At 72.1% G+C, this 21,564-nt stretch carries 20 protein-coding genes, 1 tRNA gene and 2 pseudogenes; 13 read left to right on the top strand and 10 right to left on the bottom strand.

All coding sequences use genetic code 11. The features are described 5' to 3' along the window. Window positions 1–159 precede the first annotated feature (159 nt). The 3 genes from ACTWLT_RS14305 to ACTWLT_RS14295 all read left to right on the top strand — a co-directional run bounded on the left by ACTWLT_RS14305 (window position 160) and on the right by ACTWLT_RS14295 (window position 2,632). Window positions 160–852 carry a winged helix-turn-helix domain-containing protein gene (locus ACTWLT_RS14305; protein ID WP_252418820.1) on the top strand — a complete coding sequence of 231 codons (693 nt, stop codon included), beginning with the start codon at window positions 160–162 and terminating at the stop codon, window positions 850–852. Window positions 853–974: 122 nt separating this feature from the next. Then, window positions 975–1,049, top strand: a tRNA-Arg gene (locus ACTWLT_RS14300). Between the two features lie 266 nt (window positions 1,050–1,315). After that, window positions 1,316–2,632: a carbohydrate-binding protein gene (locus ACTWLT_RS14295; RefSeq protein ID WP_445318780.1), complete on the top strand. Its 1,317-nt coding sequence runs from the start codon at window positions 1,316–1,318 to the stop codon at window positions 2,630–2,632. A 15-nt stretch (window positions 2,633–2,647) separates the two neighbouring features. On the opposite strand, the gene ACTWLT_RS14290 is transcribed toward ACTWLT_RS14295, so the two are convergent. After that, window positions 2,648–3,256: a TetR/AcrR family transcriptional regulator gene (locus tag ACTWLT_RS14290; protein ID WP_445318779.1), complete on the bottom strand. Its 609-nt coding sequence runs from the start codon at window positions 3,254–3,256 to the stop codon at window positions 2,648–2,650. A gap of 171 nt (window positions 3,257–3,427) precedes the next feature. Between ACTWLT_RS14290 and ACTWLT_RS14285 the strand changes: the two genes are divergently transcribed. After that, window positions 3,428–3,790 (top strand): DUF1330 domain-containing protein, encoded by a 363-nt coding sequence (locus tag ACTWLT_RS14285; RefSeq protein ID WP_445318778.1) that lies wholly within the window; start codon window positions 3,428–3,430, stop codon window positions 3,788–3,790. An 85-nt stretch (window positions 3,791–3,875) separates the two neighbouring features. Here ACTWLT_RS14285 and ACTWLT_RS14280 read toward each other — a convergent pair whose 3' ends face one another. Further along, window positions 3,876–4,835, bottom strand: coding sequence for a DNA polymerase domain-containing protein (locus tag ACTWLT_RS14280; protein ID WP_252418720.1), 960 nt, complete (start codon window positions 4,833–4,835; stop codon window positions 3,876–3,878). Beyond that, on the bottom strand, window positions 4,832–6,295 hold the full coding sequence (locus ACTWLT_RS14275; protein ID WP_445318777.1) for an MFS transporter: 1,464 nt from the start codon (window positions 6,293–6,295) through the stop codon (window positions 4,832–4,834). The genes ACTWLT_RS14280 and ACTWLT_RS14275 overlap by 4 nt, the downstream gene beginning before the upstream one ends. Before the next feature lie 79 nt (window positions 6,296–6,374). On the opposite strand from ACTWLT_RS14275, the gene ACTWLT_RS14270 reads away from it, so the two are divergent. The 4 genes and pseudogenes from ACTWLT_RS14270 to ACTWLT_RS14255 all read left to right on the top strand — a co-directional run. Further along, complete coding sequence (locus ACTWLT_RS14270) at window positions 6,375–6,806, top strand: winged helix-turn-helix transcriptional regulator (RefSeq protein ID WP_445318776.1); 432 nt, start codon at window positions 6,375–6,377, stop codon at window positions 6,804–6,806. Between the two features lie 99 nt (window positions 6,807–6,905). Then, window positions 6,906–7,493 carry a TetR/AcrR family transcriptional regulator gene (locus ACTWLT_RS14265; RefSeq protein WP_252418714.1) on the top strand — a complete coding sequence of 196 codons (588 nt, stop codon included), beginning with the start codon at window positions 6,906–6,908 and terminating at the stop codon, window positions 7,491–7,493. Continuing rightward, window positions 7,493–8,557: pseudogene (locus ACTWLT_RS14260) on the top strand (MMPL family transporter); the annotation flags it as partial. The gene ACTWLT_RS14265 and the pseudogene ACTWLT_RS14260, both read left to right, overlap by 1 nt. A gap of 12 nt (window positions 8,558–8,569) precedes the next feature. Further along, window positions 8,570–9,712, top strand: a pseudogene (locus tag ACTWLT_RS14255) (MMPL family transporter); the annotation flags it as partial. A 59-nt stretch (window positions 9,713–9,771) separates the two neighbouring features. Here the strand turns inward: ACTWLT_RS14255 and ACTWLT_RS14250 are convergent. Beyond that, window positions 9,772–11,028 (bottom strand): erythromycin esterase family protein, encoded by a 1,257-nt coding sequence (locus tag ACTWLT_RS14250; RefSeq protein WP_445318775.1) that lies wholly within the window; start codon window positions 11,026–11,028, stop codon window positions 9,772–9,774. Between the two features lie 117 nt (window positions 11,029–11,145). Between ACTWLT_RS14250 and ACTWLT_RS14245 the strand changes: the two genes are divergently transcribed. Continuing rightward, entirely contained in the window at window positions 11,146–11,337 is a 192-nt protein-coding gene (locus ACTWLT_RS14245) for a DUF2795 domain-containing protein (RefSeq protein WP_252418710.1), read from the top strand. A gap of 23 nt (window positions 11,338–11,360) precedes the next feature. Here the strand turns inward: ACTWLT_RS14245 and erm are convergent, their stop codons facing one another. Next, window positions 11,361–12,158 (bottom strand): ErmE/ErmH/ErmO/ErmR family 23S rRNA (adenine(2058)-N(6))-methyltransferase, encoded by a 798-nt coding sequence (gene erm, locus ACTWLT_RS14240; RefSeq protein WP_445318774.1) that lies wholly within the window; start codon window positions 12,156–12,158, stop codon window positions 11,361–11,363. 496 nt (window positions 12,159–12,654) lie between these two features. Next, window positions 12,655–13,563, bottom strand: coding sequence for a Gfo/Idh/MocA family protein (locus ACTWLT_RS14235; protein WP_445318773.1), 909 nt, complete (start codon window positions 13,561–13,563; stop codon window positions 12,655–12,657). 226 nt (window positions 13,564–13,789) lie between these two features. Between ACTWLT_RS14235 and ACTWLT_RS14230 the strand changes: the two genes are divergently transcribed. Together ACTWLT_RS14230 and ACTWLT_RS14225 are read left to right on the top strand one after the other, a co-directional pair. Further along, window positions 13,790–14,182: a hypothetical protein gene (locus ACTWLT_RS14230; protein WP_252418705.1), complete on the top strand. Its 393-nt coding sequence runs from the start codon at window positions 13,790–13,792 to the stop codon at window positions 14,180–14,182. After that, window positions 14,175–14,591 carry a hypothetical protein gene (locus tag ACTWLT_RS14225; protein ID WP_445318772.1) on the top strand — a complete coding sequence of 139 codons (417 nt, stop codon included), beginning with the start codon at window positions 14,175–14,177 and terminating at the stop codon, window positions 14,589–14,591. Before ACTWLT_RS14230 ends, ACTWLT_RS14225 begins: the two co-directional genes overlap by 8 nt. 77 nt (window positions 14,592–14,668) lie before the next feature. Here the strand turns inward: ACTWLT_RS14225 and fabG are convergent, their stop codons facing one another. Together fabG and ACTWLT_RS14215 are read right to left on the bottom strand one after the other, a co-directional pair. Beyond that, window positions 14,669–15,427, bottom strand: a complete 759-nt coding sequence (fabG, locus tag ACTWLT_RS14220) for a 3-oxoacyl-ACP reductase FabG (RefSeq protein ID WP_252418702.1) — start codon at window positions 15,425–15,427, stop codon at window positions 14,669–14,671. Window positions 15,428–15,470: 43 nt separating this feature from the next. Beyond that, entirely contained in the window at window positions 15,471–17,123 is a 1,653-nt protein-coding gene (locus ACTWLT_RS14215) for an alpha-amylase family protein (RefSeq protein ID WP_445318771.1), read from the bottom strand. 94 nt (window positions 17,124–17,217) lie between these two features. Here ACTWLT_RS14215 and ACTWLT_RS14210 point away from each other — a divergent pair, with 94 nt between their 5' ends. Further along, window positions 17,218–17,832, top strand: coding sequence for a DUF1349 domain-containing protein (locus ACTWLT_RS14210; protein WP_445318770.1), 615 nt, complete (start codon window positions 17,218–17,220; stop codon window positions 17,830–17,832). Between the two features lie 98 nt (window positions 17,833–17,930). After that, a complete protein-coding gene (locus ACTWLT_RS14205) occupies window positions 17,931–18,602 on the top strand; it encodes a DedA family protein (protein ID WP_445318769.1) in 672 nt (223 codons plus the stop codon). Window positions 18,603–18,656: 54 nt separating this feature from the next. On the opposite strand, the gene ACTWLT_RS14200 is transcribed toward ACTWLT_RS14205, so the two are convergent. Together ACTWLT_RS14200 and ACTWLT_RS14195 are read right to left on the bottom strand one after the other, a co-directional pair. Further along, window positions 18,657–20,027: a chitinase gene (locus ACTWLT_RS14200; RefSeq protein ID WP_445318768.1), complete on the bottom strand. Its 1,371-nt coding sequence runs from the start codon at window positions 20,025–20,027 to the stop codon at window positions 18,657–18,659. 105 nt (window positions 20,028–20,132) lie between these two features. Continuing rightward, entirely contained in the window at window positions 20,133–21,542 is a 1,410-nt protein-coding gene (locus ACTWLT_RS14195) for a carbohydrate-binding protein (RefSeq protein WP_445318767.1), read from the bottom strand. Window positions 21,543–21,564 lie beyond the last annotated feature (22 nt).

The raw sequence follows: 21,564 nt of genomic DNA, 5'->3' as shown, positions 1-21,564 counted from the left end.
TACACGGGGGGGGCGCGGTCCCGCGCCGCGTGAGAAACCTGCCGTCGCGTCCTTATCATCCCGTATGAGTGTTTTGGGCGGTCCAACCGATTACGTTGCTTAGAGAGTTTTCTCCGCACATATCGTGACCAGTTGCGATTCGGGCTCGTTGCGCAGGACGTGGGGGTTGCACTCAGAGACGCACGGCGTTCGGTCACCAGCTGGTGCCGACGCCACACCATCGGCGGTGACGGGGCGGTGGCAGCCGTCCGTCGCGGACAGCGGCAGGGCGAGCCGGGAATGCTCAGCCGCGAACAGGAACTCGAACTGATCGACGTGCTCCGGGGCGTCCACCCCGACGAGTTCGACATCGACGAGGAGCTGTGGACGCGGCAGAGCCTCGGCACGCTCATCCAGCGCCGGTTCGACGTGCCGCTGGACGCGGGGGCGGTCGGGGCGTACCTGCGGGCCTGGGGGTTGGGTCCGCGGGAGCCGCGCGAGCGGGCCTGCGGGCTCTGCGTCAGCGCGGTCGAGCGCTGGGTACGCAGCGAGTACCCGGCGATCACCCGGGCCGCACAGGAGCACCTCGCCGAGGTCTACTGGATGGGGCGGGTGCGGTTGCGCGGCACCATGCCGGCGGCCGACGTGATCTCCGCCGTCTCGTCCCGCGGCCGGGTGCGCTTCATGATCACCACTCCGACGGTGGACCCGCCGCTCCCCCGCGACTTCGTGCTGCGGCTCAGCGGCGAGGAGCAGCGCACCGTGCACCTGATCGTGGACGGCTCCTGGCCGCGCAACGAGTGGCCACGGCGACTCCCCCGGCGGATCGTGCTGCACCCGCTGCCCAGCTGCGGCCGGGCGGTCGCCGCCTGACTGTTTCGGGCACTCCGGCGGCCTGACCACCAGGGCGATCGGGCGGTCGGCGACACGATCGGGTCACCGGATACCGATTCGGCGTTCGCGGAGGAGGTTTGCTAGTCTTCTCCAGTCGCTGAGCCCCCGTAGCTCAGGGGATAGAGCACCGCCCTCCGGAGGCGGGGGCGCAGGTTCGAATCCTGCCGGGGGCACCACCAGAACACCGAAGCCCGGGCCGTTGGCCCGGGCTTCGCCGCTTCCCAGGCCACCACCACACTGCGCCGAGCCCGACGATCGCGCCCGATGCCGGAAGTAGTGGCCTCGCGGCATCGACGACCCCCCTGTTTCCTGGATCGAGCGCGATCTTCCCGCGCGCCGGGCCGCTCGGCGCTCCCTCGAATCTGTTAACAACCCTTGATATTAAACGTCACGAACGTCAATATGTGGAGGTCGCGGGTCGTCGAAGCCTGGGGAGTGAGCCATGAGGAGCCGGATTTTCGCAGTGGTCGCCGGGGCAGCGATGACCGTGGCCGCCGCCGTCGCCTTCGTCCCCAGCAGCGTGGCCGCCGTGTCCTCGGCGGACGCCGCCCCGATGGTCGTCTGCACGGCGCCGGCCTGGGCCGAGGGCGGTACCTACCCGGCGGGCGCGCAGGTCACCTACGGCGGCCGGCTCTACCAGGCTCTGGTCACCCACACCGCACACCCCGGCGCCGGCTGGAACCCGGCCTCGACCCCGTCGCTGTGGCGTGACCTGGGCGCGTGCTCGGGAAGCACCCCACCGCCGACCACGCCACCGCCACCCACCACGCCACCGCCGCCGACCACGCCGCCACCGCCGACCGGTGGGACCTGCGCGGTGAAGTCGCGGCCCGCCGGCAAGGTGCTGCAGGGCTACTGGGAGAACTGGGACGGCGCCTCCAACGGCGTGCACCCCGGCCTCGGCTGGATCCCGATCACCGACAGCCGGCTCAGCCAGCACGGCTACAACGTGATCAACGCGGCCTTCCCGGTGATCCGCGCCGACGGCACGGTGCTCTGGGAGAACGGCATGGACGCCGGCGTCAAGGTGGCCACCCCGGCCGAGATGTGCCAGGCCAAGGCCGCCGGCGCAACCATCCTGATGTCGATCGGTGGGGCCGCGGCGGGCATCGACCTGAGCTCCAGCGCGGTCGCCGACCGATTCATCGCGACGATCGTGCCGATCCTGACGGCCTACCACTTCGACGGCATCGACATCGACATCGAGACCGGCCTGACCGGCAGTGGCAACATCAACACCCTGTCCACGTCGCAGGCCAACCTGATCCGCATCATCGACGGGGTGCTGGCCCGGATGCCGTCGAACTTCGGCCTGACCATGGCGCCGGAGACGGCCTACGTCACCGGCGGCAGCGTGGTCTACGGCTCGATCTGGGGTTCCTACCTGCCGATCATCAAGAAGTACGTGGACAACGGCCGGCTCTGGTGGCTGAACATGCAGTACTACAACGGCAGCATGTACGGCTGCGCCGGCGACTCGTACCCCGCCGGCACGGTGCAGGGCTTCACGGTGCAGACGCAGTGCCTGAACAACGGCCTGACGATCCAGGGGACCACCATCCGCGTGCCGTACGACAAGCAGGTTCCGGGCCTGCCCGCGCAGACCGGCGCGGGCGGCGGCTACATGTCCACGTCGCTGGTCACCCAGGCGTGGAACGGTCTGCCCGGCCTCAAGGGCCTGATGACCTGGTCGGCGAACTGGGACGGGTCGAAGGGCTGGACGTTCGGCGACAACGTGAAGCGTTTGCAGGGACGCTGAGTTCCACCCGCGCGGTCAGGGCGCCGGCGGAGGGGCGGCGGACCCGGCAGCGGGACCGCCGCCACCACTGCCCGGCTCGTGCTGCGCAGCGAGGGCTTCGTGGACGACCTGGAGAATCTCGTCCGACAGGGGTGTCTCGCGGGTCCCGCGCGCGAGGGTGAGCGCCCCGACCATGGTCGCGAGATCGACGATCGCCCGGCGACGCGACTCGGCCCGGCCGTCGTCCCGCACCTCTTCGCACTCCGCGAGGGCACCGAGGGTCTCTTCGACGCCCGTCGCGTAAGCCGCGCGCATGGGGCTGCCTGCCGCGGCGCGAGCGGCGTCGCTGGCAAGGGCCGTGTTGGCGCACCCCGTTGCCGGCGAGTCGCGATGCTCGGGCGAGAGGTAGTGCCGCAGCAGCTCGGCGCGGGCCCGAGCCCGGTCGGGAAAGTCCTCGATGGTGCTTCTCAGGAAGCTGAGGATTTCCGTGAACGCCCTCGCGGTGGAAATGTCCACCAGCTGCTCTTTCGACCTGAAATGCTTGTAGAAACCGCCTTGAGTGAGACCGACAGCCGCCATGAGGGCCTGCACGCTCATGCCGCCGGCGCCGCGTTCGCGGAGCAACCGCGAGGTCGCGTCGATCACGTCCTCGCGATGCCTCAGCGCGTCGGCCCGTGTTGCCCTGCCCATTCCGCTCCCCGCCCACTGGGCCGACCACCGGCCCGAGACTTAGATTACATCGGAAATCTAAAGCGAGCGTCCGGCAGTTGGGGGGATTAGATTACGAACGTAATCCAAACAATCTGGAGGCCCACCATGAGCACCTACCTGATCAACCACCTGCGCATCCCCGGCGACGTACCCAACGAGCAGGGCCTGTCCTACCTTGAGCAGGTCGAGGCGACCGTCAAGCCGTACGGCGGCAGGTGGCTCGCCCAGGGCGGCGTGGACGTGATCGAGGGAGCGTGGCCGGGCTCGGTGGTCCTGATGGAGTTCCCGAGCCGTGCCGACGCCGAGAACTGGTACAACTCCGCCGAGTACCAGGCCATCCTGCCGCTGCGGGTCAACAACTCGATCTCCGACCTCGTCCTGGTCGACAGCGTCAGCCCCGGCTTCACGGTCGCCGGTTTCGCCCAGCAGGTACGCGCCGCGATCGCCGCAGCCGGCGCCCAGAGCTGAGGCACGCCACCGTCTGATGGTCTCCGCGGGAGCGCCCTCGCCCGCGGAGACCACGGGCTGGCCGGTGGCGCCCCCGGGCGTACCGTCAGCCGGCTTCGCGGCGGGCGCGAGCCCGCCGCTTGCCCTCGTGCATGGCCTGGACGCGGGCCACCGGAATGGTCCGCCCCTCCGCCACCAGGTCGGCGGGGAGCTGCTGCGGCGCCGGCATCAGCGCCGCCCACGGGTCGCCGTCGGCCACCAGCGACGGCACGGTCCGGATGGTGAAGTCCGCCGGGGTCACCTCGGTCAGGTCGGCCCAGTCGACCGGGAAGGAGACCGGCAGCCCGGGTCGCAGCCGTGGGCTGTAGGTGGCCACGACGGTCGCCCCGCCGGAGCGGGTGGCGTCCACGAAGACCCGGCCGCCCCGGTCCTCCTTGATGTACGCCGTGGTGGCCACCGCCGGGTCGAGTCGCTCGGCGCGGACGGCGAGCGCCCGCGTGGCGGCGGCCAACTCCTCCGCCGTGGGCTCGCCGGCCACCGGGACGAACACGTGCACGCCCTTGGCGCCGCTGGTCTTGACCGCCCCGGTCAGGCCGGCGTCTGCCAGCGCCCGGCGGACCAGCAACGCCGCGGCCACCGCCGCGCCGAACCCGTCACCCTCCGGCGGGTCCAGGTCGAGCACCAGGTGGGTCGGGCGGTGCAGGTCCGGTGCGGTGGCCAGCGTCGGGTGGTACTCCACCGCCCGCTGGTTGGCGAACCAGAGCAGGGTGCGCCGGTCGTCGCAGAGGGCGTACGAGACCTCGCGGTGCGACGCCTCCGCCCACACCGGCACGCGGCGGACCCAGTCCGGGGTGTAGCGGGGCAGGTTCTTCTGCATGAACGGCGGCTGGCCGGGCCGGACCCGGATCACCGACAGCGGCCGGTCCCGCAGTTGCGGCAGGATCCGGTCCCGGACCGCGTCGAGGTAGTCGACCAGGTCGCGCTTGGTCGCGTCGTCACGGTCGGACAGCCGCTGGTCCAGGTTGGTCAGGGCCACGCCGTCCCGGGTCTCCTCAGCCTCACTCACCCGCTCACCCTCCCGGCACCGGCGTCGTCGGTCAACTGGACGTGCCGATCGGCGTCGGCGCGCCGGGTGCCGGGCAGCGTGGTCAGCGCCACCAGCAGTGCGGCGACCACCAGGGCGGCGGCGACGGCGAACGCCGTCCGGTAGCCGCCGGCCAGCGCGGCCGTCTCGGCCCAGCCGGCGGCCCGCAGGCCGTCGGTGCGCGCGGCGGCCAGGGTGGCCAGGGCCGCCAGCCCGACCGCGCCGCCGACCTGCTGGGTGGTGTTGGCCAGCCCGGATGCGAGCCCGGCGTCCGCGTCGGTCGCGCCGGCCATGGCCAGCGTGGTGACCGCCGGCAGGGTCAGGCCGCCGGCCAGCCCGAAGATCAGCATCGCGGGGAGAACGTCGGCGAGGTAGCCACCGTCGGCGGCCAGCCGGGCGAGCAGCAGGAAGCCGACGGTAGCCAGGCCGAGCCCGGCGAGCAGCACGGCCCGGGCACCCCACCGGGCGATCAGCCGGCCGGCCAGCCCGAGCGACACCGCGGCGATCACCACCGGGGTGGGTAGGAAGGCCCAGCCGGTGGCGGCCGCGTCCAGCCCGAGCACCAGTTGCAGCTCCACGGCGAGCAGGAACTGGAAGCCGAAGAACGCGGCGATCGTGAGGAACTGCACGGCGTTCGCCGCGACCAGGCCCGGGACGCGCAGCACCCGGGCCGGCAGCAGCGGGGTGGCCGCCACCCGCTGGCGCATGGCGAACCCGCCGAGCAGCAGCACCGCGAGCGCTGCCGCGCCGAGGGTGCGTGGGCTGGTCCAGCCATGCTCGCCGGTCCCCACGATGCTCAGCACCGCGGCCATCAGACCGGCGGTGGCGAGCAGCGCGCCGGGCAGGTCGAGGCCCGCCCGCAGGCCGATCCCCCGCTCGGCGGGGAGCCGGCGGACGGCGGCGAGCAGGATGACCGCCCCGATCGGGAGGTTGACCAGGAAGATCGACCGCCAGCCGGCCAGGTCGGTGAGCACCCCACCGGCCACCGTGCCGACCGACGCGCCGGCCGCTCCGGTGAAGCTGAACACGGCGATCGCGCGGGCCCGCTCGGCCGGCTCGGGGTAGAGCCGGACGATCATGCCGAGGCTGACCGCCATGGCCAGCGCGCCGCCGACGCCCTGGCCGAAGCGCGCGCCGACCAGCAGGCCGGGCCCGGTGGCGACCGCGCAGGCCAGCGAGGCCAGGGTGAACAGCGCGACGCCGGCCAGGAAGACCCGCCGCCGGCCGAGCAGGTCGCCGAGGCGGCCGGCGAGCAGCAGCAGCCCGCCGAACGCGACCAGGTAGGCGTTGACCACCCAGGCCAGGCCGGCGGCGGTGAAGCCCAGATCGCGTTGTACGGCGGGCAGCGCCACCGAGACGACGCTGCCGTCCAGAATGATCATCAGGCTGCCGGCGCAGAGCACGAGCAGTGCCGGCCAGCGAGCCGGGACGACGGGGTCCATGGAAAAGCCTCCTTGGTGCACGGTTTGTTACCGACGCCATCGTCTGTGACCATGAGCGGGAGCGGAAGGAGGCACTGTGATGTCCCAGAGGAACAGCGATGTGTCCGCGCTGGTGGAGGCCGAGCTGACCTGCGCGGCGGAGAACGTGCCGTTCACCACGGGCCAGGCCCGGGCGTGCACCGTCCGCGAGGTGCTCGACCGGGTCGGCGGGAAGTGGAGCATCAGCATCCTCGTGTCCGCCTCGAACGGCCCGGTGCGCTTCACCGAGCTGGAGCGGCACATCGAGGGGATCAGCCGCCGGATGCTCACGCTGACCCTGCGCAACCTGGAACGCGACGGCCTGTTGCACCGCACTGTCTATCCGACCGTCCCGCCGAAGGTCGAGTACACCGCCACCCCGATGGCCCTGGAGCTCTACGAGTCGCTGGTGGCCCTGACCAGCTGGGCCGAGCGGCACCGCCGGACCATCGCCGAGGCCCGTACCAGGTACGACCGGGAGCACGCCGGCTAAACCGGACCGGGGTGTGGGCAACGCCACGCGCCAATCTGACCGATCGGTCAGGGTCTGACCGATCGGTCAGGCATGCTGGTCTACGGAGGTGGACCGGTGATGGCCAGAGCGGTGTCCGAGACGCACGGCGAGATCCTCGCCGCGGCGGCGCGACGGTTCGCGGTGACCGGCTACCGGGGCACCTCGCTACAGGACATCGCCCGCGAGGTCGGCTGCTCCAAAGCCACCGTGCTCTACCACTTCGCCAACAAGGAAGCCCTGCTCGCCGAGCTGATGGCGCCCGCCATCGCGGTGCTGCGGGCCCTCGACGACCAGCTCACCGGGCTGACCGGCGCGGCCGCCCAGCAGGCCGCCGCGGTCGGCTTCGTCGACCTCGCGGTCCGTTTCCGGCGCGAGATCGCCCTACTCCGGGGCGAGTTCCCGGAGCTGCTGTGCCAGCCGGCCTTCGCGCACATCCAGCAGATCTCCGAACGGCTGCGCGACGCGCTGGCCGGGCACTCCGACCGGCCCGGCGCCCGGATCACGGCGCTGGTGCTGCTGGCCGGCATCTCCGAGGGGTGCGCCGAGTTCGTCGACGTCCCCGACGACGAGCTGCGCCCCGCCCTGCTGACCCTCGTCCGGCGGGCCCTCGAACCCGTCGACGCATCCCTGCCCCAACCACCCACGACCGAGGACAAGGAAACCTGATGGCCACCCTGCTCTACCGGCTCGGCCGGGGCGCGCTGCGCCGGCGACGGCTCGTCGTCGCGCTCTGGCTCGTCGTACTCGTCGTCGCCGGCCTGGCCGCGGCGACCCTGCGCGGCCCGACGGCGAGCAACTTCACGATGCCCGGCACCGAGAGCCAGCGCGCGCTCGACCTGCTCGCCGAGCAGTTCCCGGCGGCCAGCGGCGCCACCGGCACCATCGCGGTCAAGGCACCGGCGGACGGCCAACTGGCCGGCCCACAGGGCCAGGCCGTGGTGCAGGAGCTGGTCAAGCAGGCTTCCACGCTGCCGGGCGTGGTCGGTGCGGTCGACCCGTTCCAGGTCGGTGCGGTCTCGCCCGACGGCCGGTACGCGCTGGTCCAGGTCCAGTTCGCCACCGGCGCGGACGAGGTGACCGACGCGCAGCGCACGGCGTACGAGGAGGTCGGCGCGTCGGCCGAGGCGCAGGGTTGGCAGGTCGCCCCGGGTGGTGAGGTGCTGGGTGGTGAGCCGGAGATCGGCTCCACCGAGGCGCTCGGCGTACTGGTCGCCGCGATCGTCCTGATCATCACCTTCGGCTCGCTGGTGGCGGCCGGGATGACCATGCTCAACGCCCTGATCGGTGTGGGCGCCGGCATGGCCGGCCTGTTCGCACTGAGCAGCGTCGTCGAGTTGACCAGCACCGCGCCGATCCTGGCGCTGATGCTCGGCCTCGCGGTCGGCATCGACTACTCGCTGTTCATCACCTCCCGGCACCGGCAGAACCTGCTCGACGGCCTGTCCCCGGAGGAGGCGGTCGGCCGGGCCGTGGGTACCGCCGGCTCCGCCGTGGTCTTCGCCGGCGCCACCGTGGTCATCGCCCTGGCCGGGCTGGCCGTCGTGGACATCCCGTTCCTCACCGTGATGGGTCTCGCCGCCGCCGGTACGGTCACCGTCGCCGTGCTCGTCGCGATCACCCTCCAGCCCGCCCTCCTCGGCTTCGCCGGCCGCCGGGTACTCCCCCGCCGGCTGCGGTCTGTCGTCGCCGACGGCACGGGCGACAGCGCAGCGGACGCCGCCGAGCGGACGCTCGCCGAGACGGCGCCGAACGAGGACCGGTCCGGGTTCGGCTTCCGCTGGGCCCGACTGGTCACGCGGTTCCGCGTACCGGTCATCCTGGTCGGGCTGCTCGGCCTGGGGCTGCTCGCGCTGCCCACGCCGGACATGCGGCTGGCCCTGCCGGACGCCTCGACGGCGGCCGTCGGCTCGCCCGCCCGGGTGTCGAGCGACCTGACCACCGAGGGCTTCGGGCCGGGCTTCACCGGCCGGCTCGCGGTCGTGGTCGCCGGCGACACGCCGCAGGCCACCTCGGCCGCCGTGCCGCAGGTCACCGCGCTGCTCCAGCGCACCGAGAACGTGCTCGCGGTGGCGCCGCCGCAGCTCAGCCCCGACGGCCGGACCGCGCTGCTCGGCGTGGTGCCGAAGACCGGCCCGACCGACGAGGCCACCGAGACCCTGGTGCACGAGATCCGTGACTCGGTCGGTGGGATCCGCAACGCGGACGTGCTGCTCACCGGCGCCACCGCCATCGGCATCGACGTCTCCGAGAAGCTCTCCGACGCTCTGCCGATCTACCTGCTGCTGGTGGTCGGGCTCTCGGTGCTGCTGCTGATGCTGGTGTTCCGTTCGCTGCTGGTGCCGGTCAAGGCCGCGCTGGGCTTCCTGCTCACCGTCGCCGCCACGTTCGGCATCACGGTGGCGGTCTTCCAGCAGGGGCACCTCGCCGACCTGGTGGGCCTGGACACCCCGGCCCCGCTGATCAGCTTCCTGCCGATCCTGCTCATCGGCATCCTGTTCGGCCTCGCCATGGACTACGAGGTGTTCCTGGTCTCCCGGATGCGGGAGGACTTCGTGCACGGCGAGTCGGCCCGGCAGGCCACGATCAGCGGCATGGGCCACGGCGCCCGGGTGGTCACCGCCGCCGCGCTGATCATGATCTCGGTCTTCGGGGGCTTCGTCTTCCTGGAGGACCCGGTGATCAAGTCGATGGGCTTCGCGCTCGCCATCGGTGTGGCCATCGACGCCTTCGTGGTCCGCATGACCATCGTCCCCGCGGTGATGTCACTGCTCGGCGACCGGGCCTGGTGGCTACCCCGTTGGCTGTCCCGCGTCCTGCCGAACGTGGACATCGAGGGCGAGGGCCTGCGTACCCACCTCACCGACCGCACCCCCACCCGGGTCTGACCCACCGCACTGGAGGTGTGGTGGCTTCCGGCCACCACACCTCCACGGCGACAGCCTGGTCAGACGCCGGCCGGGTAGGTCTCCATCTCGCCCGGCGTGGCCGGGGCGGGCAGCGGGTGCAGGGCGGTGGTCTCGTCGCACCAGATGAAGGCGTCGTAGCGTTCGCCGAGGCGCGTCGGCACGTAGTTGCCCCAGGACTCGAAGGACGGGTCGTAGACGACCCCGATCGCCCGGTGGTCCGCGGTGCCCGTGACCCAGCCCGGCTGGTCCTCCCCGCCGAAGACCAGGACCGCCCGGTCCGGCATCAGCTCGTGCATCCGCCGCTCGATCGACCCCTCCCGGGCCGGCGGCACCACCATCGCCTCCGGCGGTGAACCCCAGCGCGGTGCGGCGATCGTCGTACCGCGGTAGCTGCCGAAGCCGATCAGCGTCACCGCGTCGTCGCCGTGCCGCTCCCGGGCCAACTGGCCAATGTTGATCATCCCGTCGGCCGCCATGTCGGTGGCCCGGGCGTCCCCGATGTGCGTGTTGTGCGCCCAGACGATCCCCCGGGCGTCCGGCCCGTACCGGTCCAGCAGCCGGTCGAGGGTGTCCTGCATGTGGGTGTCGCGAATGTTCCACGAATCCGGCCCACCGGCCACCATCGCCCGGTAGTAGCGCTCCGCGCCGGCCACCACCTCCGCGTTCTGCCAGGCCGAGAAGCGGTCCGGGCCGTCGGAGAGGGCATGTTCCCTGGTCCGGGCCAGCAGCCGGACCACCTCCTCCTCACAGCGGGCGGAGACGAACCGGCTGGCCGCGCCGTAATCCTCGACCCGCTTGCCGTACGGCTCGAAGCACCGGTACGCGTCCTGCGCCGCCTCCAGCGAGGTCGGATCCTCCTCCCCCAGGTAGTCGAAGATCGCCTGCATCGACTCCCAGAGGCTGTACACGTCGAGCCCGTGGAAACCGGCCCGTTGATCCTCCGGCCGCTCCACGTTCCACGCCCGCAGCCAGCGGCAGAACCGGGCCACCTCGGCGTTCGCCCACATCCAGGTCGGCCATCGCTCGAACCGCTCCAGCGCGGCCTGTGGATCGAGCGCCCCGCCCGGCGCGGCGGTGACCGAGCGGTGCACCCGGTCGCAGTCCGGCCAGTCGCCCTCCACGGCCACGAACGAGAAGCCGCACTCGGCGATCAGCCGGCGGGTGAGCTGCTCGCGCAGCCGGTAGTAGTCGTAGCTGCCGTGGGTGGACTCGCCGATCATCACCACCCGGGCGTCCCGGACGCGCTCCAGCAACGGGTCGAAGTCGCTCGGCGCGCCGAGCCGCTGAACCAGCATGCCAGCGGCTACCCGGCGGCCGCTGCGACAAACCGTCGGCGCGCCGCCGGCGACACGCCGTCCGCAGGCCGCCGGGTCGACCGGTGTACGCGTGGAGCCAGCGGGTAGCCGGCCGACATGACCGTCACCGGGGTTCAGTTGCAGGAGTACCTGGCCGGGCTCGACTACCCGGTCTCCCGCGAGGACCTGGTCCGCTGGGGGCAGGAGAACGGGGCCAGCACGGCGCTGTTGCAGGTGTTGCGGGCGTTGCCGGCTGAGCAGTTCGAGTCGCCCGACGAGCTGAGCGCCGCGCTGGCCACCCTCGCCTGATGTGGCCGCCTCCCGAGGAACGGTCATCGCGCGTGCAGCAGACGGAACAGCACCAGCCACTGTTCGGGCCAGACGTACCCCACCGGCAGGTCCGACGCGATCCGGGTGGCCCGCAGCGCCGCCGCCACCCGCGACGGCGGGTGATGCCGGCGCAGGGTCGCGGCCAGCGAGCCGCCGACGCCCTCGAAGCCCAGCGCCACCAACCGCTGGTACGCGGGCAGCGCGGCCACGGGTAGCAACGGTTCCGCCCGGCGCTCGATCCGCAGGATTCCGGCGTCCACCGCCGGCACCGGCCGGAACGCGTGACGCGGCACCCGCCCGGCCAGCCGCCAGCCGAACTCCGGCCAGGTCGACACGGTGAGCCGGGTCCAGCGGCCGTAGTCGCCACTGCGCCGGCGGGCGTACTCCAGTTGGGTGAGCAGGGTCGCCGACCGCAACCGGGGCGCGGCCAGGCACCACCGCACCACGGCCGAGGTCAGCGACCACGGGATGTTGCCGACCACCGCGAACGGCTCCGGCGGAGGCTCGGCGGCCAGGAAGTCGGCCTGTCGGTGCTCGACGGTGGGCAGGGCCGCGCAGACCGCGGCCAACTCCCGGCCGACTGCCGGGTCCACCTCATACGCGATCAGCCGCTCGCAGCGGGCGGCGAGCGGCCGGGTGAGCTGGCCGCGACCGGCGCCGACCTCCAGCAGGAGCCCGGCCGGATCGGGGTCGGCAGCGCGGACCACCCGTGCCACGGCGGCCGGGTCGGCGAGGAAGTTCTGACTGAGTACGCGACGGGACCGGTCGCGTTCGGTGGGTCGGGAGTTGCGGGGCGCCACGGGTCTTCGTCCTGTCTGTCGCCGCTGGGCGACGGGCTGGACAGGCAGCCGGAATTCCGGGCCTGTCCGAGTGGATCTGGACTCGGACGGCCCTGGACGATGGCGTGGGAACGCGGCGGTGCGGCAGCACGGGGGCGACAGCCCGGGTGCGGCGGCAGAGGTGAGCCGATCAGCGGCGGCAGGGCTCAGCCCTGGCTCGCCGCGTAGGTGAGCCGATCAGCGGCGGGTCGCGTCCCGGCCGGCCAGGGCCGGACGCCGGACTCGCGGGCGGGACACCAACATGGGACCCCAGGCGGCCGGCGTACCGACCCCCGTGATCAGGGCATGCGTGAACATGCCGCCACCCTAACCACTCCCCATCCCACCCTCCACCCATTTCCCGCCCTCCCCCCTCCGGCCCCCGCCAACCCCGGTGATCATGAAGTTGGCGGCGCGACACGCCGTGCCCGGCGTCGCTAACTTCATGATCACCGGGGGCGGGGGGTGTGGGGCGCGGTTACGGGATGGGGACGGGGATGGTGCGGGATTCGGTGCGGGCGGTTTCGGCGGCGGCGAGGATGCCGACGACCTCGCGGCCGAAACGTACGTCGCAGCGGTGGTCGCGGGTGCCTGCCTGAACCTGCTCGATGAGCTGGTCGATCGCCACGCCGAACGCCGTGGCGGCGTCGTTCTCGCCCACCGGGACGGTCTCGACACCGTTCTCGCCGTAGAAGACGAACTCCCGGGCCATCGCCTCGCGGGGTGCGTCCAGGGAGAGCGAGGCGCTGCTGGTGGCGCCACCGTCATGGGTGAACAGCAGGTGCACCATCCCGCTCGGGCCGTCCATCGCGGCCACCTGGGTCACCCGGCCCAGCACCGGCAGGATGATCGAGAGCGCGTGCGGTGCGATGTCCCAGAGCGCGCCGTGCTCGCGGCGCCACAGCGAACCGCCGTACGGGCTGCCCTCCTGGAAGATCGACGCGAACGCGGTGGTCCGGCCGTGCTGCCAACCTCCGGCGGCGGCCGTCGCGGCGAGGAACGCGGTCACGTTCGGCTGGAAACGCTGGGTGAAGAAGATGACCGACGCGACCCCGGACGCCTCGGCGGCGGCGACCACCCGGTCGGCGTCGGCGACGGTGAGCGCCAGTGGCTTGTCCAGCAGCAGGTGCCGGCCGGCGGCGGCGGCCCGGACCGCGATGTCGGCCTGGATGTTCGGCGGCAGCGCGACGGCGACCGCGTCGCACACGTCGAGCAGTGCGTCGACGTCGGCGAACGCCGGCACCCCGTACCGCTCGGCCAGGGCGGCGGCCCGCTCCGGGTTACGCCCCCACACCCCGACCAGCTCCGCTTCCGGGTGTGCGTGCAGCGCCTTCCCGTGCGTCTCGATCGCCCAGTGACCGGTGCCGAACAAGCCGAACCGCAGCACGTGTACCTCCGCCGTTTCCCCTGACCGCGGCGACGCCACGGGCGTGATCCACGCTAGTCGCCCCACCAGGCGTGCCGGCAGCGGGTTGACCAACCGGGGCTCCTCGATGTCCCGCGCGGGCGGGCGGAGGACAGCACACGGCAGAGCACGGCGAGGCGGCGTCAGCCGGTTACTACGACGGTTAGTAGGCTGTGCCGGTGACCGTGGCAACGACCGGGTGGTTCCGGTGACCAGCGTAGGCACCGACTCACCGGTGGACGGGATCCTGGCGACGGCGTCCATCGTGCTGTCGCTGCTCGTCGCGGTATGGGCGCTGGTGGCGGCGGTACGCCACCGGCCGCCGGACCGGGTGCAGTTCGTCGGCCTGGGCGTACTGGAACTGGCGTTGCTCGCGTTGAGCGTGCTGGCGCTCGTCGCGGTCGGCGGTGGGGACCGGCCGGGCGAGCCCGGAGCCTTCTTCGGCTACCTGGTCACGCTGGTCTGCCTGCCGCCGCTGGCCTGGGTGCTGGCCCGGATGGAGCCGACCCGCTGGGGTTCGGCGATCGTCTGCGCGGTCTGTCTGGTCGCCCCGGTGGTGGTGGTCCGGTTGCAGCAGACCTGGGAGGTGCTCGGTGGTTGAGACACGACCGGCGCGGCGCGCCACGAACACCGGCCCGGGGCGGCTGCTGATCGCGGTCTACCTGCTCTTCGCCATCGCGGCGACGAGCCGGGCGGGCCTGCAGATCGCCACGAAGTTCGACGAGGCGCCGGTGGCGTACCTGCTCTCCGGGCTGGCTGCGCTGGTCTACATCGTGGCCGCCGTGGGGCTGGCCCGCGCCGGGCACACCGGCCGGCGGCTCGCGCTGGCCTGCTGCTCCGTGGAGCTGGTGGGCGTGCTCGCGGTCGGCATCCTGAGCCTCGCCGACAGGGAACTCTTCCCCGACGAGACGGTCTGGTCGCAGTTCGGCAGCGGGTACGGCTACATCCCGCTGGTGCTGCCGGTGCTCGGCCTGCTCTGGCTCTGGCACACCCGCCGCGACACCGCCTGAAGAACAGCACCGCCCGACCGACCGCACCGCGTCGAGGACGCTCCGCTGTGGACGGAGCGTCCTCGCCAGACTGCCGGTCAGTCCCGCGGGCCGCCGGCGACGTAGATGACCTGGCCGGAGACGAACCCCGCCCCCTCGCTGGCCAGGAACGAGATGGTGTGCGCGACGTCCTCCGGCCGGCCCGGGCGGCGTACCGGGATCTCGGCGGCGGCGTGCTTCTGGAAGTCCTCGAAGTCGACCTTCATACGGGCGGCGGTGGCCGCGGTCATGTCGGTGACGATGAAGCCGGGCGCGACCGCGTTGACGGTCACCCCGAACGGCCCCAGCTCGATGGCGAGCGTCTTGGTGAAGCCCTGGAGGCCGGCCTTCGCGGCGGCGTAGTTCGCCTGACCCCGGTTGCCCAGCGCGGAGGTGCTGGAGAGGTTGACGATCCGCCCCCACCGGCGGTCCACCATGTGCTTCTGGGCGGCCTGGCTGAACAGGAACGCGCCGCGCAGGTGCACGCCCATGACCGTGTCCCAGTCCGCGTTGGTCATCTTGAACAGCAGGTTGTCGCGGAGCACGCCGGCGTTGTTGACCAGCACGGTCGGCGCGCCCAGCTCGGCGGCGATCCGCTCCACGGCCGCCTCGACCTGCGCCCGGTCGGACACGTCGGCGCCCACGCCGAGTGCCCGGCCGCCGGCGGCGGCGATGGCGTCCACCGTCTCCTTGGTCGCGGTCTCCTCGATGTCGACCACGGCGACGGCCATCCCGTCGGCGGCCAGCCGCCGGGCGGTGGCCGCGCCGATACCGCGCGCGGCTCCGGTGACGATGGCGACGCGGGACTCCTCCGACATGATTACCTCCCGGTAACGTGGGGTCGATCGGAGGAGCTTAACGTCAACAGGCCGACCCTCGGCATAGGCGAATCCACCGGTATCCGTGGCCGGAGACCTTCACCGCGCCGAGCTTGCCCAACTCGCCGTAGCCACGGTCGGCGAGCACGTCGATCGGCAGGTCGGCCTCCGGCTCGAGACTGCTGAGGTCCACCTCGACGTCGTCGGTGCCCAGGTTGTGCACGAAGACCATCGTCCCGGTCGGCCCGTCGGCCCGGTGCGCCAGCACCCCGGCCGGCATCGCCACGTCGATGTGGGTGGTCGAGCCGGAGCCGACCTCCGGCGCCTCGCGCAGCGTCCGGATCATGCGCTCGAACCACGCGAGCAGCGACTTCGGGTCACCGCGCTGGGCAGTGACGTTGACCTTCTGGTAGCCGAACTCACCCTTGTCGATCACCGGGCGGACCAGCTTCTCCGGTTCCGCCGTGGAGAAGCCGGCGTTCGGCTGGTACGACCACTGCATCGGGGTACGGATCGCCTCCCGACCGGGCAGCGACAGGTCCTCGCCCATCCCGATCTCCTCGCCGTACCGCAGCACCGGAGTGCCCCGGAGCGAGAACTGCAGGGCGTACGCCAGCTCGATGCGACGCCGGTCGTTGCCGAGCATCGGGGCGAGCCGGCGGCGGATGCCCCGGTCGTAGATGCGCATGTCCTCGTCCGGGCCGAACTGCGCGTACACCTGGTTGCGCTGTTCGGTCGTCAGCCGGGACAGGTCGATCTCGTCGTGGTTGCGCAGGAAGGTGGCCCACTGCCCGCCGACCGGCAGCTTCGGGGTGTCGTGCAACGCGTCGATCAGCGGCTCCGGGTCCTCCCGGGCCAGGGCGAGCATGAGTCGACCGTTGAGCATGAAGTCGAAGAGCATGTGGATCCGGTTGCCGGAGCCGCCGGCGTCGCCGAAGAACGTCGGCAACTGGTCCGGCTCGACGTTCGCCTCGGCCAGCAGGACGGCGTCGCCGCGTCGCCACTGCACGTGCTGGCGCATCTCGGTGAGGAACTCGAAGTCCTTCGGCGAGTTCGGGTTGCCCGGCTCGGTCAGCTCGATGATGAACGGCACCGCGTCCATCCGGAAGCCGGAGACACCGAGCTGGAGCCAGAACGACATGATCTTCTTGATCTCCGCGCGGACCGCCGGGTTGGCGAAGTTGAGGTCCGGCTGGAACTTGTAGAACCGGTGGTAGAACCACGCCTTGGCCGTCCGGTCGTAGCTCCAGGTCTCGTTCTGCTCACCGGGGAAGACCATGCCCTGGTGCCGGTCTTCCGGCTCGGTGTCGGACCAGACGAACCAGTCGCGGTACGGCGAGTCCGGCGAGGAACGGGCGGACTGGAACCACGGGTGCTCGTCGGAGGTGTGGTTGACCACCAGGTCGATGATCACGCGGATGCCCCGGTTCTGGGCCTGGTGCAGCAGCTCGGCGAAGTCGCCGAGGGTGCCGAAGCGCGGGTCCACGTTGTAGAAGTCGGTGGCGTCGTAGCCGTCGTCGCGGTTGGGCGAGGGGTGGATCGGGTGCAGCCACAGGCACGTCACCCCCAGTCGGGCCAGGTAGTCCAGCCGGCCGATCAAGCCGCGGATGTCACCGACCCCGTCGCCGTCGGAGTCGGCGTACGTGTCGATGTCGAGGCAGTAGACGACGGCTTCGGAGTACCAACGGTCACCCATGCCGGAGAAACTTCTCCGGTTGATCATCGCGGCAAACCCGCTCCGGGCGGCCGCAGCCCGGAGCCGACCGGTTCCGGCCGGTACCGTGCGGGTCATGGAGATCGACCTCGTACCGCCGAGCGAACCGTTGGACTGGACCCGGGGCGACTGGCTGCACCAGCCCGTACGCGCCGAGGAGGGCCCGGCCGGTGAGCTGGTCGTCGAACCGGCGGCGGAGAGCGACTTCTGGCGGCGGACCAGCTACGGCTTCGTACACGACAACGGGCCGGCCCTGCTGGCCCCGCTGCCCGCCGGCACCGCCATGGAGGTGAGCTTCCGGCTCGACCTCAGCGGGCAGTTCGACCAGGCCGGTGCGCTGGTTCGGGTGGACGAGCGCAGCTGGGTGAAGGCCGGCGTGGAGATGAGCGACGGGGAGCTCCAGCTCGGCGCCGTGGTGACCCGGGAGTTCTCCGACTGGTCGGTGGCGCCGGTGCCGGAGTGGGCGGGCCGGGAGGTGACCGTCCGCGTCAGCCGGGCCGGTGACGCACTGACCGTCCGTGCGCGGGTCGACGGCGAGCCGTGGCGTCTGGTCCGGCTCGCCCCGCTGGACCCGGCGGTCGAGGTCACCGCCGGCCCGTTCTGCTGCGCTCCGGTCCGCGCCGGCCTGACCGTGGTGTTCACCGGCTGGCGACAGGGGCCGGCCGACGCCGCGCTGCACCCGGAGCACTGACCGGCACGACAGGGTGGCCGGGCTCACCGGAAGGTGTGGCCGGGCACCGATCGGGTATGACCATCCGATCCCCCGGCAACCGACGCGGAAGGACGACCATGGCGCTCGCCCAGAATGTCGACCCGGCCACGTTCACCGGGTTGACCGGTTGGGTGGCCACCGTGATCGAGGGCATGGGGCCGGCCGGGGTGGCGCTGCTGGTGGCGTTGGAGAGCATCGTCCCGCCCATTCCCAGCGAGATCGTCCTGGCGCTCGCGGGTTACCTGGCCAGCGAGGGCCGGTTCAACGTGGTGCTCGTGGTGCTCGCCGCGACGGTCGGTTCGCTGGTCGGCGCGCTGGTGCTCTACTGGCTCGGCGCGGCGCTGGGCGAGGAGCGGCTCAAGCGCTGGCTGGACCGCATCCCGCTGGTGGACCGCGACGACCTGGAGAGGGCCGACCGCTGGTTCGAGCGGCACGGCCGGTGGGCGGTGCTGATCGGCCGGGTGGTGCCGGTGGTCCGTAGCCTGGTCTCGGTTCCGGCCGGGGCGAACCGGATGCCGCTGGGTGAGTTCATCGTGCTGACCACGATCGGCAGCGGCGTGTGGAACAGCCTCATCGTCGGGGCCGGCTATGCGCTGGGGAGCCGCTGGCAGGACGTCGAGCGGTACAGCGACTGGTTCAACTACGCGATCGTCGCGGTCTTCGTCGTCATGGTGGCCGGCTGGGTGGTCCGCAAGATGCGCCGACGCCGGGGACGCGACGACCGGCGGTCGGTGACCGCCGGTCGCTGAACCACGTTCCCGCTCAGCCCTTCCGGGCGTCGAGCGGGGGACCCTGCCCGCCGGTCAGGGCAGAGTGTCCAGGTGCGGCGCCACGGCGCGGGCGAAGCCGTTGCCGTTGCTGACGTCCCAGTTCACCGACCAGGTCATCGCGCCACGGATGCCGGGGTAGGTGCGCGGCGGCCGGAAGCTGCCGCAGTTGGTGCCTCTGGCCAGACAGTCCAGCGCGGCGTTGACCACGCTGGGCGCCACGATGCCGCCGCCGGCCGCGCCCGGCCCGGCTGGCAGACCGAGGCCCACCTGGTCGGGGCGGAGCCCGGCTTCCAGTTGGATGCAGGCCAGCGCGACGATGAAGTTCACCGTGCCCTGGGAGTACGCGGCGTTCTGGTCGCAGCCGAGCATCGCCCCGGAGTTGTAGAACTGGGTGTTGACGACGGTGAGGATGTCCTTGATGTCCAGGGCCAGCTTGAAGTAGCCGCCGGCCGGGGACTGCATGTCGATGGTCTGCGGCGCCATGGCGATGATCAGGCCGGCGCCGACCTTGGCCCGCAGCGCGCGCAGCGCCTGTGCCATGTACGTCGGGTTGAGCCCGTTCTCCAGGTCGATGTCGATCCCGTCGAAGCCGTAGCGGGCGATCAGCGCGGCGGCCGTGTCGGCGAAGGCGGTGGCCGAGGCGGCGTTGTTGACGGTGACCCGACCGGTCTCACCGCCCACGGAGAGGATCACCCGCTGGCCCCGGCTGTGCAGGGTGCGCACGTCGGCGGTGAAGTCCGCGTCGGTGTAGCCGCCGAGCGAGGTGGCCAGCCCGGGGTCGACGCCGAAGGTGAGCGCGCCCGGCGTCGCGGTGGCCTCGGCGAAGGCGACCGCCACCAGGTCGTAGTCGGCGGGGACGTCGCGCAGTCGCAGCTCGACGGCGGGGTTGTCGAAGTTGTGCCAGTAGCCGGTGAGCAGGTGCTTCGGCAGGCCACCGGTGGGCGGGTCCGTCGGAGGTGGCGTGGTCGGGGGCGGGGTGGTGGGCGGTGGCGTGGTGGGTGGGGTGCCGCTTCCGCAGGGCGCGCCGTTGAGCTGGCAGCCGGTGGGCGAGCCGGAGCCGGCGCCCAGGAAGCCGAAGGACACCGACGCACCCGGGGCGATGCTGCCGTTCCAGGAGCGGTTGGTGAAGGTGTGACGCTGACCGGCGGAGCTGAGCAGGGCGTCCCAGTAGCTGCCGAGGGTGGTGCCGGCCGGCAGGTCGAAGGTGAGGCTCCAACCGTTGACGGTCGAGGTGCCACCGTTGGTGATGGTGTACTTCCCCTCCCAGCCGGAGCCCCAGTCGGCGGTCTTGACGAAGCTGGCGGTGGCACCGGCGGCGAACGCGGGCAGCGCGACCCAGGCCGCGCCGAGCGTCGCGACGAGCGCGGTGATCAGGGACAGAACAAGCGGTCTGGCAGGTTTCATGCGACCCTCCACGCCCGGACGGGCATCCATGGACGTCAACGTTGGCGCTAATTATTAAGACAGTTAACTGTTTCTGTCCAGGGGTCGCCCGGACAAGCGTCCGCCTCAGCGGCGGAAGGTGAACCAGTTGACGTTGACGAAGTCGTTCGGCTGGCCGCTGGTGAAGGTGAGATAGACGGTGTGCCGGCCCGTCACCCCGCCGGCGACGTTGCCCGGCACCGAGCGCCAGCTCTGCCAGCCGCCGGTGTTGCCGATGGCGAAGCTGCCGATGGGAGCCGCCGTCGGGCTGTCCAGCCGCACCTCGACCAGACCGCTCACCCCGCCCGCAGCGCCGGAGGCCACCCGGGCCACGAAGTCGCGAGGCCCGCTGGAGCCGAACTCGACGCCGTCGTAGCGCGCCCAGTCCCCGTTACGCAGCGCGGCGATGTTCTGCCCGCCCTCCGAGCACGCCTCGACGGCCACCCCGTTCTGGGCGTTGAACGACTCGCCCTGGAGCTGCCCGTACGCATCCCTCGTCCCACCCGGCGGCGGAGTGGTCGGCGGCGGTGTGGTCCCGCCACCCCGGCGGTACACGGCCACGTAGTCGACCAGCATCGGTCGACCCGGGACAGTCGCCGCGGTCGGCGTGCCGCTGCCGGCCACCCCGTTCGGGAAGGCGCCGCCCATCGCGACGTTGAGCAGCAGGAAGTAGCCCGCGTGCGAGGTCATCTGCGACCAGGCGGACGCACCGACCTGAGTCTGCGTGACGGTGTGGTAGAGCTGCCCGTCGACGTACCAGCGCAGCTGCTGGGGGCTGATCGAGGCGTCCCACTCGAACCGGTAGGTGTGGAACGCCGACTGGCAGCTGGCGCCCGGGCAGGCCCGGGACGCGCCCAGGCCGTTCGACTCGTTGCACGGCCCGCCGGGGGCGACGCCGCAGTGCAGCACGCCCCAGACCGAGTTGATGCCGTTGACGTTCTCCATCACGTCGAACTCGCCGATGCCCGGCCAGTTCTGGTAGTTGCCCCGGTAGGGCGCGCCGAGCGCCCAGAACGCCGGCCAGTAGCCGGCCGCCGCGGCACCGGTGACGTTCGGCATCTGGATCCGACCCTCGATCGCCAGCACGCCGCCGGCCGGGGCCTTGAAGTCGCTGCGCACGGTCTCGATCCGGGCGGAGGTCCAGCCTCCCCCACCGTCGCGCAGCGGGGTGATCCGCAGGTTGCCGCCGCCGTCGTGGCTGACGTTGGCGGTGCTGGCGGTGTAGTTCTGGATCTCGCCGGTGCCCCAGTTGGCCGGGCCGCCCGGGTAGTTGTGCCCCGTGTCGATGATCCAGTTGGCGGCCGACGGCAGGGTGCCGGCCGCGCCGGTGAAGTCGTCGCTCCACACCGTGCTCCAGCCGGCGGGGGGTGGCGGCACGGCGGCCTGCGCGGTCATGGTGACGCCGGCCAGGGCGGTGGTGGTGGCGACGAGCAGGACGGACGCCAGCAGGCGGCGTCGGACGGGCGGGGCGGCGGTGGCCGCCGGGGGAGCTGACATGGACGTGCCTCTCTGCGGGGGA

This window comes from Micromonospora yongxingensis (assembly GCF_052601155.1).
Note: the sequence above shows the minus strand (reverse complement) of the source record. Positions and strands in the feature narration are given on the sequence as shown.

What these genes read in the sequence shown, in the direction of transcription:
- ACTWLT_RS14205 (WP_445318769.1), top strand. Translation starts at nt 17,931, where the DNA reads ATGGCGCTCGCCCAGAATGTCGACCCGGCCACGTTCACCGGGTTGACC.
- ACTWLT_RS14285 (WP_445318778.1), top strand. Translation starts at nt 3,428, where the DNA reads ATGAGCACCTACCTGATCAACCACCTGCGCATCCCCGGCGACGTACCC.
- ACTWLT_RS14195 (WP_445318767.1), bottom strand. Translation starts at nt 21,542, where the DNA reads ATGTCAGCTCCCCCGGCGGCCACCGCCGCCCCGCCCGTCCGACGCCGC.
- ACTWLT_RS14210 (WP_445318770.1), top strand. Translation starts at nt 17,218, where the DNA reads ATGGAGATCGACCTCGTACCGCCGAGCGAACCGTTGGACTGGACCCGG.
- ACTWLT_RS14275 (WP_445318777.1), bottom strand. Translation starts at nt 6,295, where the DNA reads ATGGACCCCGTCGTCCCGGCTCGCTGGCCGGCACTGCTCGTGCTCTGC.
- ACTWLT_RS14200 (WP_445318768.1), bottom strand. Translation starts at nt 20,027, where the DNA reads ATGAAACCTGCCAGACCGCTTGTTCTGTCCCTGATCACCGCGCTCGTC.
- ACTWLT_RS14245 (WP_252418710.1), top strand. Translation starts at nt 11,146, where the DNA reads ATGACCGTCACCGGGGTTCAGTTGCAGGAGTACCTGGCCGGGCTCGAC.
- ACTWLT_RS14215 (WP_445318771.1), bottom strand. Translation starts at nt 17,123, where the DNA reads ATGGGTGACCGTTGGTACTCCGAAGCCGTCGTCTACTGCCTCGACATC.
- ACTWLT_RS14250 (WP_445318775.1), bottom strand. Translation starts at nt 11,028, where the DNA reads ATGCTGGTTCAGCGGCTCGGCGCGCCGAGCGACTTCGACCCGTTGCTG.
- ACTWLT_RS14265 (WP_252418714.1), top strand. Translation starts at nt 6,906, where the DNA reads ATGGCCAGAGCGGTGTCCGAGACGCACGGCGAGATCCTCGCCGCGGCG.
- ACTWLT_RS14270 (WP_445318776.1), top strand. Translation starts at nt 6,375, where the DNA reads ATGTCCCAGAGGAACAGCGATGTGTCCGCGCTGGTGGAGGCCGAGCTG.
- fabG (WP_252418702.1), bottom strand. Translation starts at nt 15,427, where the DNA reads ATGTCGGAGGAGTCCCGCGTCGCCATCGTCACCGGAGCCGCGCGCGGT.
- ACTWLT_RS14295 (WP_445318780.1), top strand. Translation starts at nt 1,316, where the DNA reads ATGAGGAGCCGGATTTTCGCAGTGGTCGCCGGGGCAGCGATGACCGTG.